We start from the raw sequence: 14772 nt of genomic DNA on the forward strand, positions 1-14772 counted from the left end.
GGCGTTCTTTTAGCCTTTGAGTAGGTTCGCGTCGTCGACGGAAGCGGATTTGCGGGCACGGAAAATCGTCATGATGATCGCCAGGCCGACGACGACCTCGCACGCGGCCACCACCATCGTGAAGAACGCGATCATCTGTCCGTCGAGGTGGCCGTGCATTCGCGCGAACGTGACAAACGCCAGGTTGACGGCGTTGAGCATCAGCTCCACGCACATGAACATCACGATGGCGTTGCGGCGCAACAGCACCCCCGACGCCCCGATGGTGAACAGCAGCGCCGAAAGGTAAAGGTAGTTGGCGGGATTCACGACGCACCGCCCTTGACGGCTTCGGTGGAGCGCGTCGCTGCGACGTCTCCGCCGTCGGCGCCGCGGATCCGCAGGATGGGGGACACCGACAACTCCGAGTACGAGCCGTCGGGCAGCAGCGCGGCGACGTCGACCGCGTTCTGGCGCGCGTAGACGCCCGGGTTGGGCAGCGGGGTGGGGCGCCCGCCGGCCCGGAAGCGTTCTTCGGAAAGCTCGCGCTGGGTCTTGCGCCGCTCGAAACGTTCCCGGTGCGCCAGCACCATCGCGCCGACCGCCGCGGTGATCAGTAGGGCGCTGGTCAGCTCGAAGGCCCACAGGTAGCGCGAAAAGATCAGCGCGGCCAGGCCTTCCACGTTGCCGCCGGAATTGGCGGTGGTCAGCCCGAGAAACCCTCCGGTCGCCACGTTGCCGATGCCGGCCAGCAGCAGGATCCCGAACCCGAGGCCGGTGACCACCGCGGCCACGCGCTGGCCGCGCAGCGTCTCCTTCAGCGATTCCGCGGAGTCGACACCGATCAGCATCAGGACGAACAGGAACAGCATCATCACCGCACCGGTGTAGACGACCACTTGAACGACACCCAAGAACAGCGCGTCCTGGATCATGTAGAACACCGCCAGGATGATCATGGTCATCGCCAGGAACATCGCCGAGTACACGGCGTTCACGGCGAGCACCACCCCGAGCGCGCCGATCAGCGCCACGGCGCCCAGCACCCAGAACGTGACCGCCTCGCCGGTGGAGGTGCGAACGATGGTCTCCGAGGCGAGCGGGGTTGAGGCGAGCACAGCGATCATCGGGTGTCTCCCGCGTTCTCGCGCTCCCGCAATCCCTCAGCGGTCACGTTGCCCTGGTAGTAGTCCTTGTCGGTGGCGCCGGGTGCCCTCGGGTGCGGCGGCGGGGTCATGTCGGGGAGCAGAGGGGCGAGCAGCCGGTCCTTCTCGTAGATCAGGTCGGCGCGGTTGTCGTCGGCCATCTCGTAGTCGTTGGTCATCGTCAGCGCCCTGGTCGGGCAGGCCTCGATGCACAGCCCGCAGCCGATGCAACGCAGGTAGTTGATCTGGTAGACGCGACCGTAGCGTTCGCCCGGCGAATACCTCAGCTCCTCGGTGTTGTCGGCGCCCTCGACGTAAATCGCATCGGCGGGGCAGGCCCACGCGCACAGCTCGCAGCCGATGCACTTCTCCAGCCCGTCGGGATACCGGTTGAGTTGGTGGCGCCCGTGGTAGCGCGGCGCCACCGGGCCCGGCTTTTCCGGATACTCCTCGGTCACCCTCTTCTTGAACATCGACCCCAGGGTCACGCCGAAACCTGCGACGGCGTCGAAGAATTTAGGCACGTGCTTTCTCCTTGCTCGCGCCGACTTTCTGCGCCGGCAGCGGCGGTGTTGGGAAGGCCGGCTCGGTGGCCTGGGCGGCTGGGATTTCCCCGCCCTCGCGGCGCAGCTCGCGTTCCATCGCGCGAATGGTCGGCGTGCTGAACGGTTTTCGCAACAGCAGCACCAGCGCCACGGCGAAGACCAGGCTGCTGACCACCAGGATCGGGGTCCAATGCGCGTAGCCCTGGTTGCGCGCGGTGCGGATCACCGCGGCGATCAGCACCCACACCAGCGAGGCCGGGATCAGCAGCTTCCAGCCCAGCGCCATGAACTGGTCGTAGCGCAGCCGCGGCAGGCTGGCCCGCAGCCAGAAGTAGATGAACAGGAAGGTCCACATCTTGGCGGTGAACCAGAGCACCGGCCACCAGCCGGTGTTGGCGCCCGCCCACATGTTCAGCGGCCACGGCGCGTGCCAGCCACCGAAGAACATGGCGGTGGCGAGCGACGAGACCGTCATCATGTTGACGTACTCGGCGAGCATGAACATCGCGAACTTCAGCGACGAGTACTCGGTGTGGAATCCGGCGACCAGCTCACCCTCAGCCTCGGGCAAGTCGAATGGCGCCCTGTTGGTTTCACCAACCATCGAGATGAGGTAGATCACGAAGGACGGCAACAGCAGGAAGACGTACCACACCCGGTCCTGTGCGCCGACGATCTGCGACGTAGACATGGAGCCGGCGTAGAGGAACACCGCCGCGAACGACAAGCCCATCGCCACCTCGTAGGAGATGACCTGCGCGGTGGACCGCACCCCACCCAGCAGCGGGTAGGTGGACCCGGACGCCCAGCCGCCCAACACGATGCCGTACACCCCGATCGCCGAGAGGCCCAGGATGAACAGCACCGCGACCGGAAGATCGGTCAGCTGCAACGGCGTTCGGTGGCCGAACACGCTCACCACCGGACCAAAGGGGATGAACGCGAACGCGGTGAACGCCGGAATCGTCGAAATGACCGGCGCCGCAAAGTACACGAACTTGTCGATGCCGCCGGGGGAGATGCTCTCCTTCAGCGCCAACTTGATCCCGTCGGCCAGGCTCTGCAGCGCGCCCCAGGGGCCCGCCCGGTTGGGGCCGGGCCGCAGCTGCATCCAGCCGAGGATCTTGCGTTCGAGCAGGATCGCGACCAGCACGTTGAGCATGAGGAAGACGAAGATGGCCAGCGCCTTGCCGAGCACCAACCACCACGGGTCGTGTCCGAAGGCGGACAAGGGAACCGTCATTTGCGCCGCTCCTCCTCATCGCTCCGTCCCCCTCGCCGCTGCGCGGCTGGGGGGACCCCCAGTGCATCGTCGCCGGCGGTGCCCACTCCGATCTCGACGATGCTCCCGACGGTTACGCCCAACTTCCGGTGCACCGCCGAACCCGGCGAGTTCAGCGGAAGCCACACCACCCGGTCGGGCATGTCGGTGATGGCCAGCGGCAACATGATCGAGCCACGCGGCGTGCTGACCGTGACGTTGTCACCGTCGGCCGCGCCGATCTCGGCGGCGGTTTCGGCCGACAGCCGCACGACGGGCTTGCGGGCGGTACCGGCCAAATGCGGTTCGCCGTCCTGCATTCGGCCCTCGTCGAGCAGCAACCGCCATCCCGCCAGCACGGCCTGCCCTTGCCCGGGAGTGGCCGGTTCCGACGCCGCGACCTGGGGGTCGGCGACGTGGCCGCCGTCCCAGGTGCCGAGGGCGGCGAGTTCTTCGCGGGCCGCCTCGACGGTGGTCGTTCCCAGGTAGACACCCATCTCGTCGGCCAGCGTGTCCAGCACCCGGTGGTCCGACTGGCCGGCCTCGCCGCTGGTGCCGCGCAGCGCCGGCGCGAACGCGCGGTAGCGCCCTTCCCAGTTGACGAAGGCACCGGACTTCTGGGTCGTCGGCGCGACCGGGAACACCACGTCGGCGCGTTCGGTGACGGGGCTGTGCCGCAACTCCAGGCTGACGATGAATCCGGCTGCGTCCAGCGCGGCGAGCACCGCCTCCGGATCGGGGAAGTCGTTGGGCTCGATGCCGCCGACCACCAGCGCCGCCAAGGACCCGTCGGCGGCGGCGGCCAGGATGCCGTCGGCGTCCCGCCCAGGGGCAGAAGGCAGTTCGTCGACGTTCCACGCCGCGGCGACCTGGGCGCGGGCGGCGTCGTCGGCGACCGGGCGGCCGCCGGGCAGCAGCGTGGGCAGCGCGCCGGCTTCCAGCGCGCCGCGTTCACCGGCGCGGCGCGGCACCCAAGCCAGCTTGGCGCCGGTGGCCTCGGCGAGTCGCGCCGCGGCGGACAGGCCGCCGGGCACGGTGGCCAGGCGCTCGCCGACCATGATGACGGCGCCCGGCTTCGAGAGCAGCTCGCCGGCTTCGCCGGTGGCGAGCCCGTCCAGCGCGGCGGCCTCGGCGCCGGGAACGGTCTTGACCAACCGGCCCTTCATCTTCGTCAGCGCCCGGGTCGCGAACGGCGCGATCGCGTACACGCGCAGCCCGTGCTTGCGGGCGGCCTTGCGCAACCGCAGGAACACGATGGGCGACTCGTCCTCCGGCTCGAAGCCCGCCAGCACCACCACGGGCGCCGACTCCAGGTCCGAGTAGCTCACGGTCACCGGCCGGCCGGCGATGCGGGCGGCCAGGAAGTCGGCCTCCTCGGCGGAGTGCGGGCGGGCGCGGAAGTCGATGTCGTTGCTGTCCAACGTGATTCGGGCGAACTTGCTGTAGGCGTAGGCGTCTTCCCAGGTCACCCGGCCGCCGACCAGCACGCCGGTGCGACCGCGGGCCGCTTCGAGCCCCTCGGCCGCCGCCACGATCGCGTGCGACCACGACGCCGGCTGCAGCGTGCCGTCGGCGTCGCGGATCAGGGGAGTGGTGATGACGTCCGGCTGGGTCGCGTAGTTGAACGCCCACCGGCCCTTGTCGCAGTTCCACTCCTCGTTGACTTCGGGGTCGTCGCCGGCCAGCCGCCGCAGCACCTTGCCGCGGCGGTGGTCGGTGCGTTGCGCGCACCCCGAGGCGCAGTGTTCGCACACGCTCGGGCTGGAGACCAGGTCGAACGGGCGGGCCCGGAAGCGGTACGCGGTGCCGGTCAGCGCCCCCACCGGGCAGATCTGCACCGCGTTGCCCGAAAAGTACGAGTCGAACGGCTCATTGGCGTAGATGCCGACCTGCTGCAGGGCCCCGCGCTCCTGCATGTCGATGAAGGGGTCACCGGCGATCTGCTCGGAGAAACGCGTGCAGCGGGCGCACAGGATGCAGCGCTCGCGGTCCAGCAGCACCTGCGAGGAGATGTTGATCGGCTTGGCGAACGTGCGCTTGACGTCGGTGAACCGGGATTCGGCGCGGCCGTTGGACATTGCCTGGTTCTGCAGCGGGCATTCGCCGCCCTTGTCGCACATCGGGCAGTCGAGCGGGTGGTTGATCAGCAACAGCTCCATCACGCCGTGTTGCGCCTTGTCCGCGGCCTCGGAGGTCAGCTGGGTGCGCACCACCATGTCGTCGGTGGCCACCGTCGTGCAGGACGCCATCGGCTTGCGTTGTCCCTCGACCTCGACCAGGCACTGGCGGCACGCCCCCACCGGGTCCAGCAGCGGGTGGTCGCAGAACCGGGGGATCTGGACGCCCATCAGCTCGGCCGCGCGAATCACCAAAGTTCCCTTGGGAACGCTGATCTCGGCGCCGTCGATGGTTAATGTCACCATGTCCGGCGGACGCACCCCGTCGCCGGATTCGGTTTTAGCCGCACTCGTCATCGGCGGGTCAGGCCTTTCCGTTCGCGCTCAGCATGGAATCCCGGGGGTCGAACGGGCAGCCACCGCCCTCGACGTGGGCGACGTACTCGTCGCGGAACAGCTTGATCGACGACATCACCGGGCTGGCGGCGCCATCGCCCAACGCGCAGAACGACTTTCCCAGGATGGTGTCGGAGATGTCCGACAGCTTGTCGATGTCCTCGAGGGTCCCCCCGCCGGTTTCGAGGCGCTCGTAGATCTTGTCCAGCCAGAACGTGCCCTCGCGACACGGCGTGCACTTCCCGCACGATTCGTGCTTGTAGAACTCGGTCCAGCGGCGCACCGCGCGCACCACACACGTTGTCTCGTCGAAGATCTCGAGCGCCTTGGTCCCCAGCATCGAACCGGCGGCGCCCACGCCCTCGTAGTCCAGCGGCACGTCGAGGTGCTCGTCGGTGAGCAGTGGCGTCGACGATCCGCCGGGGGTCCAGAACTTCAGCCGGTGCCCGGCCCGCACCCCGCCCGCGTAGGCGAGCAACTCGCGCAACGTGATTCCCAGCGGGGCCTCATACTGTCCGGGCCGGGCCACGTGCCCGGACAGCGAATACAGCGTGAAGCCAGGCGACTTCTCGCTGCCCATCGAGCGGAACCACTCGACGCCGTTGAGGATGATCGGCGGGACGCTGGCGATGGTCTCGACGTTGTTGATCACCGTGGGCGATCCGTACAGGCCGGCCACCGCGGGGAAGGGCGGGCGCAGCCGCGGCTGGCCACGCCGGCCCTCCAGCGAGTCCAGCAGCGCGGTCTCCTCACCGCAGATGTAGGCGCCGGCACCGGCGTGCACCACCAGCTCCAGGTCGAGGCCGGAGCCGTTGATGTCGCGGCCCAGGTAGCCGGCGGCGTAGGCCTCGGCCACCGCGTTTTGCAGCCGCCGCAGCACCGGCACCACTTCCCCGCGCACGTAGATGAACGCGTGGCTGGCCCGGATCGCGTAGGAGGCGATGATGACGCCCTCGACGAGCAGGTGCGGCGTCGCGAACATCAGCGGAATGTCTTTGCACGTACCGGGTTCCGACTCGTCGGCGTTAACCACCAGGTAGTGCGGCTTGGCGGCCGGGCCGCTGTCGCCCTGCGGAATGAACGACCACTTCGTCCCCGTGGAGAAGCCCGCGCCGCCGCGGCCGCGCAGGCCGGAGTCCTTGACGGCCCCCATGACCTCGTCGGGATCCATCGCCAGCGCCTTCTGCATGGCCTGGTAGCCGTCGTTGCGGCGGTAGGTCTGAAGGGTCCACGACTCGGGATCGTCCCAGTAGCGGCTGATCACCGGAGTCAACGGCGTCGCCTGCGCGCCGGCAGCGGCCATCAGTCTTCCTTCCCGGGGGCCGGCGGCGCCTCCATGCCGAGTTCCCTGGCCACCTTCAGCCCGGCCAATGTCGCCGCGCCTGCGCCGCCCTGGCCCTCGTCGGGGCGTTCGTCGGGCAGGCCGGCCAGGATGCGCGACGTCTCGCGGAACACGCACAGCGGGGCGCCGCGGGTGGGGGCGGCGGGCTTGCCGGCGCGCAGCGAGTCGACCAGTTCGCGCGCCGAGTCCGGCGTCTGGTTGTCGAAGAACTCCCAGTTGACCATCACCACCGGCGCGTAGTCGCACGCCGCGTTGCACTCGATGTGCTGCAGGGTGACCGACCCGTCGTCGGTGGTCTCGTCGTTGCCGATGCCCAGATGCTCCTTGAGGGAGTCGAATATCGCGTCGCCGCCCATGACGGCGCACAGTGTGTTGGTGCAGACGCCGACCAGGTAGTCGCCGGTGGGCCCGCGGCGATACATCGTGTAAAAGCTTGCGACGGCGGACACTTCGGCGCCGGTCAGCCCGACCTGCTCGCCGCAGAACTCCAGGCCCGCCGGCGTTATATAGGAGTCTTGCGCCTGCACCAGGTGCAGCAACGGCAGCAGCGCCGAACGCTTGTCGGGGTAGCGGCCGATGATCTCCTTGGCGTCGACCTCGAGGCGCGCCCGCACCTCGGGCGAATACGACTGCGGCGCACCCTCGGTCACGAACGCGTTGGGTTCCCCGGGCGGCGGTCCAAGCCGGATGAACACCGGCTGGCCCTGCGGCCCGGTCATCGGTCCACCCCACCCATCACCGGGTCGATGCTGGCGACCGCGGCGATCAGGTCCGCGACCATCCCGCCCTCGCACATCGCGGCGACGGACTGCAGGTTGGTGAAGGACGGGTCCCGGTAGTGCACCCGGTAGGGCCGGGTGCCGCCGTCGCTGACCATGTGCACGCCGAGCTCGCCGCGCGGCGATTCCACCGCGACGTAAACCTGGCCGGCCGGAACGCGAATGCCCTCGGTGACCAGCTTGAAGTGGTGGATCAGCGCCTCCATCGAGCTGCCCATGATCTTGGCGATGTGCTCGGGCGAGTTGCCCATGCCGTCGGGCCCCACCTTGAGGTCGGCGGGCCAGGCAATCTTGCGGTTCTCGACCATCGTCGGGCCCGGCCGCAACTTGTCCAGACACTGCTCCACGATCTTGATCGACTCCCACATCTCCTTGACGCGAATGATGTAGCGCCCGTACGCATCACAACCGTCGTCGGTGATCACGTCGAACTCGTAGTTCTCGTAGCCGCAGTAGGGTTCGCTCTTGCGCAGGTCGTGCGGCAGCCCGGTGGAACGCAGAATGGGGCCGGTGATGCCCAGCGCCATGCAGCCGGTCAAGTCCAGGTAGCCCACGCCCTCGGTACGCGCTTTCCAGATGGCGTTTTCGTTGAGCAGCTCGCCCATTTCGCGCAGCGGCTGCTTCAACTCCTCGAGGGCCTCGGCGATCTCGGTTTCCGCGTTGGGCGGCAGGTCCTGTGCGACCCCGCCGGGCCGGATGTAGGCACTGTTCATCCGCAGCCCGGTGATCGATTCGAACAGCTTCAGCACGATCTCGCGCCCGCGGAAGCCGACGAACATCGGGGTCATCGCGCCCAGTTCCATGCCGCCGGTGGCCAACGCGACCAGGTGCGACGAGATCCGGTTGAGCTCCATCATCATCACCCGGATGACGTTGACCCGCTCCGGTATCTCGTCGGTGATGCCGAGCAGCTTCTCCACGCCCAGGCAGTAGGCGGTCTCGTTGAAAAACGGTGACAGGTAGTCCATCCGGGTCACGAAGGTGACGCCCTGGGTCCAGTAGCGGTATTCGAGGTTCTTCTCGATCCCGGTGTGCAGGTAGCCGATTCCGCACCGGGCCTGCGTGACGGTCTCGCCCTCGATCTCGAGGATCAGCCGCAGCACGCCGTGCGTGGACGGGTGCTGGGGGCCCATGTTGACGACGATGCGTTCACCGGGGTCGGCGTTGCGGGCGGCGTCGACGATCTGGTCCCAGTCCTGACCGCCGGCGACCAGAACCGTTTCAGCTTGAGTCATTAGTTGTAACCCCTGCGTTCGTCGGGCGGCGGTATCTGTGCGCCCTTGTACTCGACCGGGATGCCGCCCAGCGGATAGTCCTTGCGTTGCGGGTGCCCGTGCCAGTCGTCGGGCATCTCGATCCTGGTGAGCGACGGGTGGCCGTCGAAGATGATCCCGAAGAAGTCGTAAGTTTCGCGCTCGTGCCAGTCGTTGGTGGGGTAGACCCCGTACAGCGACGGGATGTGCGGATCACTGTCCGGCGCAGCCACTTCCAGCCGCAGCCGACGGTTGTGGGTGATCGACTGCAGCGGGTAGACGGCGTGCAGCTCCCGGCCCGTCTCGTGCGGGTAGTGCACCCCGTTGACACCCAGGCACATCTCGAACCGCAGGTCGGGTTCGTCGCGCAGCCGCTGGGCGACCTGCGGCAGCAGATCGCGGCGCACATGCAGGGTAAGCTCATCGCGGTCGACCACGACCTTCTCGATCGCGTCGTCGAATTCGATGTCGTTGCGGCCCAGCGCTTCCGCCAGCTTGTCGGCGATGTCGTCGAAGTAACCGCCGTAGGGCCGGGGGCTGCTGCCCGGCAGCGTGACCTCGCGCACCAACCGTCCGTAACCGGAGGTGTCGCCGGTGCCGCGGACCCCGAACATGCCGCGACGAACGTCGATCACTTCTTCGTCGGCGGTAGGGACGGCGCCCCCCACTTCGCTGGCCGCTACCGTCGGGTCGTGGTCGGGAGAGCTCATCGCAGCAGTCCGCGCATCTCGATCGTGGGCGTGGCCGCGAGCGCGGCCTGTTCGGCTTCGGCGATGGCCTCTTCGCGGTTGACGCCCAGCGGCATCTGCTGAATCTTCTCGTGCAGCTTCAGGATTGCGTGCAGCAGCATCTCCGGGCGCGGCGGGCAGCCGGGCAGGTAGATGTCGACCGGGACGACGTGGTCGACGCCCTGGACGATCGAGTAGTTGTTGAACATTCCGCCCGACGAGGCGCACACGCCCATGGCCAGCACCCATTTCGGCTCGCCCATCTGGTCGTAGATCTGGCGCAGCACCGGGGCCATCTTCTGGCTGACCCGCCCGGCCACGATCATCAGGTCGGCCTGCCGCGGGGTGGCCGAGAACCGTTCCATGCCGAAGCGCGCGATGTCGAACCTCGGTCCGGCGGTTGCCATCATCTCGATCGCGCAGCACGCCAGCCCGAACGTCGCCGGCCACAGCGAGTTCTTGCGGACGTAGCCGGCCACCTTCTCGACGGTGGACAGCAGGATGCCACCGGGCAGCTGTTCTTCCAGGCCCACTCTTTACCTCAATCCCATGTCAGTCCGCCGCGGCGCCACACGTAGGCGTAGGCCACGAAGACCGTGAGCATGAACACCACCATTTCGACCAACGCGAATGTCCCGAGCGCGTCGTAGCTAACGGCCCAGGGATACAAGAACACGATTTCGATGTCGAAGACGATAAACAGCATTGCGGTCAGGTAATACTTCACCGGGAACCGCTGCCCGGCCGTCGCGTGCGGGCCGCTCACCGGGGATTCGGTGGGCTCGATCCCGCATTCGTAGGCGGCCAGCTTCGACTTGTTGTAGCGCTTCGGCCCGGCCACGCTCGCGATTCCGACCGAGCCCACGGCAAAGGCGGCGGCAATCCCGCCGAGAACCAGGATGGGTATGTAGACGTTCAATTCGCTCCATGATCCGTCGTAATGCGGCCGCCTTCTCGACTGAGCGGGCGGCCGGGCGGTGACCGGGCTGCTGTGACGAACCGGGTCTGTGGCCCGTCACAGTGACTTTCAACATAGCGTCGTTGGCGTCGGCGCACGTGCTCGGGGTGGTGCTATTTGCCCGGTTTTAACGTCCCCGCATTCGGGCGAGTCGTCGCGGCGGTGCTGAGCACCCGCCCACACGGTCTACGGTTCCGTGTCGGCGCAGGTGAGAGCGGTAATTGCTAGTGGGCGGGGGCGCGGAGCAACCCGATCACCGTACGGCCCAGCACGATGGGGTCCAGCGGATGCGGCACCGCGGCGTCGGCGCGCGACCAGCTGGCCAGCCACGCGTCGTCGCGGCGGCCGGTGAGCACCACGATCGGCGGGCAGGTTTCGAGTTCGTCCCTGAGCTGTTTGGCGATGCCCATGCCGCCGGTGGGCGTCGCCTCGCCGTCGAGAATGGCCAAGTCGATGCCGCCCTCGTCCATCGTGCGGATCACCATGGGGCCGGTCGCGACCTCGACGTAGGTCAACTCGGGTAGGTCCGGGTGCAGGTGCTTGCCCAATGCGCGCATCACCCGTTCGCGGGTTTCGACGTTGTTGCTGTAGACGAGGATCCGCAGGGCGCTGCTGGAGTCGGGCACGCTCAGATGGTACTGGTGGCGCGCAAGCCCTACCGGGTTGCCCGAACGAAGACCGCCTGCGCCGCCGCCGTTGCCGTCGCGCCGACCATGCCGAACCTGTTCCAGCCTAGGTCGAATTGGGACCGGTCGACCTTCGTTTCGCCCGAGATCCGAATCGAACCGTCCTGAAGCTCGGTGATCGTCACGGGCAGCGGCAGCGGCAGCGGCGCGGTGACGCCCTTGATGGTGAAGCTGGCGCGAAGTTCTGCGGCGTTGCCTTTGGTTGGGTTCACTGCGGTGACGACGACGCTGATCTGGGGGAAACGCTCGACGTCGAAGAAGTCGGCCGAGCGCAGGTGCTTGTCGCGACGGCCGATGCCGGTGGACAGCGACGCGGCCCGGATGTCGACGCGGCCGAAAACGGCGCCCTTGCCGGTGAGCTGCCCGTCGCCGCTGAACTCGCCGAAGCGGCCCTTGACGTTCAGCAGGCCCCAGAAGTTTGCGACCTTGAAGGTGATGGCCGAGCGATCGGGAACCAGGTTCCACACGCCGGCCAGGTCGGGATCGCTCAGCAGTGTTTCCAGCGTCGTCATCGTCCCCCCTTCTGACTCGTGGCAAATCTAGCCGTTAGGCGAGCAACGGCGCGATCTCGGCGGGGTCGAAGTATTCGTCGATCCGATCGATGAGCCCGTCGGCGCCCACCCTGATCACGATGCAGACCCGCATGGAGATCGATTGGCCGGCATGGCCGGTGGCGTGCAGGATGTGCTGCTGCACGAACCCGGCGACGGAGCCATCGTCGAAGAGCCGCCGGTCGAGGATTTCGTAGTGGCGCTCGGTGGTGGCGGTGATGAACCAGTCGATGACCCGCATCGCCCGGGCCTTGTCGTTATCGCGGCGCGCGCCGCTGCGCCAGACCGCGATGTCGTTGCTCCACAGTCGATCGACCGCGGCGGCGTCGCTCCTTTCGATCGCCGCGAACAGGCGGTCGGCCACGTCGACGACGGTCTGCTCGGAGGCTGCGGACATGGGGGCTCCTAAGTCTGATTGTCGGGTTCCTCCTCGCGCCGCTGCGCGGCGCGCATCGTCACCCTCCTATTGATCCGATTGCTCGTATCCGGGATGCGCGATGGCCAGGCGACGCCGGACCAGGGTGCGCAGGCAGGCGGTGACGTCGTTGGCGCGGCCGTCCAGCTCGCCGGCCCGGATCGCGGCCGCAAGCTCTTCCTCGTCGGCGAAGCCCAGGCCGGCCAGCGCCGCGCCGGCCTCCGCCTCGCTCTCGTCAAGCAGTTCGCGCTCGACGATGCGCAGCGCGTTCGCGGCGACCCTGGCGTGGAAGTTGACCTGCCCGGTGGTGGCCTCGCGGACGTCGGTTTCGAGGAACTCGGCCACCGCGGCGACGAGCTCGGCCGCGAGCGGGCGGCCGTATGCGCCGATCACGCTTGCGCTCCTTCCAGCAGGTCGAGCAGGTCCCACTCCGTCTCGCAGACCCGGCGCCCGATCGTCGCCAGCTCCACCGAGCGGAACTCCCCGCTCAGGTGCCGCTCGGCCTGGTAGCGGCAGATGACACCCCAGCGCAGCGTCGCCAGCACCAGCCACCAGTGAAACGCCACCCGGTCGACGCTAACGGCACCGGTCTCCTCGTAGGCGCGGAGAAAGGCCTCGATGCTGCCGAGGCCGCCGGCGGCCAGGCCGGCCGGGGCGCCGAACCGCCAGGCCCGGATGCAGAACCAGGCCAGGTCCTCGTACGCCTCGCCGAGGTGGACCAGCTCCCAGTCGAGCACCGCGGCCAGGTCGGACCCGTCGACGATGAGGTTTCCCATCCGGTAGTCGCCGTGCACCAGGACGGTCGGCCCGTATTTTTGCGGCCGGTTCGCCTCGAGCCAGCGAAACGCCCACTCGAAGGTGGCGGTGGTGTCGCCCATGGCGTCGAGCCGCTCGCGCCACTGCGTGAGTTGGTCCTCGTGTGCCAGGCCGGGAATGTCCGGGTCGGCTCGATGGATGGCGGCCAGCGCCCGCGCGCACTGCTGCAGCAGGCGGGTGCGGCCCGCGTGGCCGTCGGTGGCGTCGAGCTGGCGCTGGATGCGCCGGACGATGGTCTCGCCCTGGATCGCGTCGCAGATCAGGAACGGATTGCCCAGGGCGGCAACCGAATCGTCGGCGACCAGGATGTGGGGGACCGGCGCACCGGCCGCCGCGGCCGCGGCCTGGGCGCGTGCTTCGAGCTCCATGCCAGCGTGCACGTCGTCGGGCGGGCCGGTGCGCAGGATCAGCGAACGGCGTTGCTCACCCGCGACGGCGTCGAACGCCCACGTGGTGCGGCTGGCGCCGCCGGTCAGCGCCCGCAGGTTCTCGATCGCCGGGCTCGCGCCCAGCGCCGGCGCCAACACCCGGGCCAGCTTGCCGGCCAGTTCGTCGTTGTCGGTCACTTATGGCCGAACTTGAACAGCCGTTGCGCCACCCGCCGGATCTGGATCTCCTCGGCGCCCTCGGTGATCCGGTAACGGCGGTGATGGCGGTAGATGTGCTCGAACTGCTCGTGGCGGCTGTAGCCGAGGCCGCCGAAGACCTGCATGGCCCGGTCGGCCGCGTCGCAGACCAGCCGGTTGGCGCGGTAATTGGCCATCGACACCTTGTCCGAGACCTCCATGTGGTGGTTGCGGTCCAGATGCCAGGCCGCATATTGCACCAGCAGCCGCACCATCTGGGCCTCGGTCTGCAGCTCGGCCAGCGGCCACTGCACGGCCTGGTTGACCGACAAAGGCTTGCCGAAAACCATGCGGCCGCCCGCGTATTCGGCGGCACGGTCGATGCAGTATTGGGCCGCACCCAGGCTGCTCGCCGCTTGCCGGATCCTGTTCTCGTGCAGGAAGGTTTGCGCGACTTCCAGGCCGCGGTCGACTTCGCCGAGCACCCCGTCGGCGGGCACCCGCACGTCGGTCAACTCGACCTCACCGTGGTCGGTGGGCATGTTGAACGTCCACCAGTAGTAGGGGACGCGGAACCCCGGCGCATCCGTCGGGACGAGGAACGCTGTGATGCCCAGCGCGGCCCCGGGTTCGCCGGAGGTGCGCGCGAAGATCAGGTCGTGAGTGGCCCGGTGCACCCCGGTGTTGAACCGCTTCGAGCCGTTGAGCACCCACCCATCGCCGTCGCGTTCGGCGCGGGTTTCCAGCCAGGTCGCATCGGAGCCGTGCCGCGGCTCGGTCAGCCCGAACGCCATCGACCGTTCCCCGGTGATCAACGCCTCCGACCAGTCGCGGCGCTGCTCATCGGTGCCGAAGCGCTCCATCATGATCACCTGCGGGAAATTCCCGACGATCGACGACTCGTTCTGCAGGTCGTTGTGCAAACCAAGGCCCCTGTGCGCCAAGTGTTCCCGAATGACGGCCATGTCCAGGTTGGTGCCGTCGCGGCCGCCCAGCGACGCCGGCAGGCCGTAGCGCAGCCAGCCCGCCTTGTCGGCGCGCCTGCGCATCTCGGCGAGCAGGTCTTCCCACTCGCGTGATGGGATGCCGTCGTTGTCCCAATCGGTGCGCGCATGCTCGCGGCGATGGTCGAAATACTGGATGTTGTCACGTTCCAGCGGCTTGATCTCCGACTCGATGAACGCATCCATCTCGGCGAGCACTCCCGGAAGATGTTCTGGCAGAGTGAAATCCAC

Annotated in this window: 17 protein-coding genes; all 17 read right to left on the bottom strand. The window is 68.2% G+C overall.

Annotated elements, in window-relative coordinates; translation table 11 throughout:
- Positions 1-9 precede the first annotated feature (9 nt).
- Positions 10-309 (bottom strand): NADH-quinone oxidoreductase subunit NuoK, encoded by a 300-nt coding sequence (gene nuoK, locus A5712_RS06895; RefSeq protein ID WP_007168303.1) that lies wholly within the window; start codon positions 307-309, stop codon positions 10-12.
- Positions 306-1106: an NADH-quinone oxidoreductase subunit J gene (locus A5712_RS06900; protein WP_068102849.1), complete on the bottom strand. Its 801-nt coding sequence runs from the start codon at positions 1104-1106 to the stop codon at positions 306-308. The genes nuoK and A5712_RS06900 overlap by 4 nt, the downstream gene beginning before the upstream one ends.
- Positions 1103-1648, bottom strand: coding sequence for an NADH-quinone oxidoreductase subunit NuoI (nuoI, locus tag A5712_RS06905; protein WP_068102852.1), 546 nt, complete (start codon positions 1646-1648; stop codon positions 1103-1105). Before nuoI ends, A5712_RS06900 begins: the two co-directional genes overlap by 4 nt.
- Complete coding sequence (nuoH, locus tag A5712_RS06910) at positions 1641-2900, bottom strand: NADH-quinone oxidoreductase subunit NuoH (RefSeq protein WP_197519319.1); 1260 nt, start codon at positions 2898-2900, stop codon at positions 1641-1643. Before nuoH ends, nuoI begins: the two co-directional genes overlap by 8 nt.
- Positions 2901-2908: 8 nt before the next feature.
- Positions 2909-5404, bottom strand: a complete 2496-nt coding sequence (locus tag A5712_RS06915) for an NADH-quinone oxidoreductase subunit G (protein ID WP_082973313.1) — start codon at positions 5402-5404, stop codon at positions 2909-2911.
- A 7-nt stretch (positions 5405-5411) separates the two neighbouring features.
- A complete protein-coding gene (gene nuoF / locus A5712_RS06920) occupies positions 5412-6746 on the bottom strand; it encodes an NADH-quinone oxidoreductase subunit NuoF (protein ID WP_068102857.1) in 1335 nt (444 codons plus the stop codon).
- Positions 6746-7504 (bottom strand): NADH-quinone oxidoreductase subunit NuoE, encoded by a 759-nt coding sequence (nuoE, locus tag A5712_RS06925; RefSeq protein WP_068102860.1) that lies wholly within the window; start codon positions 7502-7504, stop codon positions 6746-6748. The genes nuoF and nuoE overlap by 1 nt, the downstream gene beginning before the upstream one ends.
- Positions 7501-8799, bottom strand: a complete 1299-nt coding sequence (gene nuoD / locus A5712_RS06930; protein ID WP_068102865.1) for an NADH dehydrogenase (quinone) subunit D — start codon at positions 8797-8799, stop codon at positions 7501-7503. The genes nuoE and nuoD overlap by 4 nt, the downstream gene beginning before the upstream one ends.
- Positions 8799-9527 carry an NADH-quinone oxidoreductase subunit C gene (locus A5712_RS06935; RefSeq protein WP_068102867.1) on the bottom strand — a complete coding sequence of 243 codons (729 nt, stop codon included), beginning with the start codon at positions 9525-9527 and terminating at the stop codon, positions 8799-8801. Before A5712_RS06935 ends, nuoD begins: the two co-directional genes overlap by 1 nt.
- The gene (locus A5712_RS06940; RefSeq protein WP_068102870.1) at positions 9524-10078 is read right to left on the bottom strand and encodes an NADH-quinone oxidoreductase subunit B family protein; all 555 of its coding nucleotides are present in this window, start codon (positions 10076-10078) and stop codon (positions 9524-9526) included. The genes A5712_RS06935 and A5712_RS06940 overlap by 4 nt, the downstream gene beginning before the upstream one ends.
- 8 nt (positions 10079-10086) lie before the next feature.
- Positions 10087-10464, bottom strand: a complete 378-nt coding sequence (locus tag A5712_RS06945; RefSeq protein ID WP_067012336.1) for an NADH-quinone oxidoreductase subunit A — start codon at positions 10462-10464, stop codon at positions 10087-10089.
- A 263-nt stretch (positions 10465-10727) separates the two neighbouring features.
- Positions 10728-11129 (bottom strand): response regulator transcription factor, encoded by a 402-nt coding sequence (locus A5712_RS06950; RefSeq protein WP_068102872.1) that lies wholly within the window; start codon positions 11127-11129, stop codon positions 10728-10730.
- A 29-nt stretch (positions 11130-11158) separates the two neighbouring features.
- Complete coding sequence (locus tag A5712_RS06955) at positions 11159-11701, bottom strand: YceI family protein (RefSeq protein WP_068102875.1); 543 nt, start codon at positions 11699-11701, stop codon at positions 11159-11161.
- A gap of 34 nt (positions 11702-11735) precedes the next feature.
- Positions 11736-12137: a nuclear transport factor 2 family protein gene (locus A5712_RS06960; RefSeq protein WP_068102876.1), complete on the bottom strand. Its 402-nt coding sequence runs from the start codon at positions 12135-12137 to the stop codon at positions 11736-11738.
- Positions 12138-12203: 66 nt separating this feature from the next.
- Positions 12204-12548, bottom strand: a complete 345-nt coding sequence (locus tag A5712_RS30700; protein ID WP_068102877.1) for a DUF6285 domain-containing protein — start codon at positions 12546-12548, stop codon at positions 12204-12206.
- Positions 12545-13537: a phosphotransferase family protein gene (locus A5712_RS06970; protein ID WP_068102882.1), complete on the bottom strand. Its 993-nt coding sequence runs from the start codon at positions 13535-13537 to the stop codon at positions 12545-12547. The genes A5712_RS30700 and A5712_RS06970 overlap by 4 nt, the downstream gene beginning before the upstream one ends.
- Positions 13534-14772, bottom strand: coding sequence for an acyl-CoA dehydrogenase family protein (locus tag A5712_RS06975; protein ID WP_068102883.1), 1239 nt, complete (start codon positions 14770-14772; stop codon positions 13534-13536). The genes A5712_RS06970 and A5712_RS06975 overlap by 4 nt, the downstream gene beginning before the upstream one ends.

The organism is Mycobacterium sp. E2327, assembly GCF_001672675.1.
In the GTDB taxonomy this organism is placed as follows: Bacteria; Actinomycetota; Actinomycetes; order Mycobacteriales; family Mycobacteriaceae; genus Mycobacterium.

Bases quoted from the DNA above. Each gene is read 5' to 3' on its own strand.
- A5712_RS06900 (WP_068102849.1), bottom strand. From the start codon at position 1,106: ATGATCGCTGTGCTCGCCTCAACCCCGCTCGCCTCGGAGACCATCGTT.
- A5712_RS06915 (WP_082973313.1), bottom strand. From the start codon at position 5,404: ATGACGAGTGCGGCTAAAACCGAATCCGGCGACGGGGTGCGTCCGCCG.
- nuoF (WP_068102857.1), bottom strand. From the start codon at position 6,746: ATGGCCGCTGCCGGCGCGCAGGCGACGCCGTTGACTCCGGTGATCAGC.
- nuoE (WP_068102860.1), bottom strand. From the start codon at position 7,504: ATGACCGGGCCGCAGGGCCAGCCGGTGTTCATCCGGCTTGGACCGCCG.
- nuoD (WP_068102865.1), bottom strand. From the start codon at position 8,799: ATGACTCAAGCTGAAACGGTTCTGGTCGCCGGCGGTCAGGACTGGGAC.
- A5712_RS06935 (WP_068102867.1), bottom strand. From the start codon at position 9,527: ATGAGCTCTCCCGACCACGACCCGACGGTAGCGGCCAGCGAAGTGGGG.
- A5712_RS06955 (WP_068102875.1), bottom strand. From the start codon at position 11,701: ATGACGACGCTGGAAACACTGCTGAGCGATCCCGACCTGGCCGGCGTG.
- A5712_RS06960 (WP_068102876.1), bottom strand. From the start codon at position 12,137: ATGTCCGCAGCCTCCGAGCAGACCGTCGTCGACGTGGCCGACCGCCTG.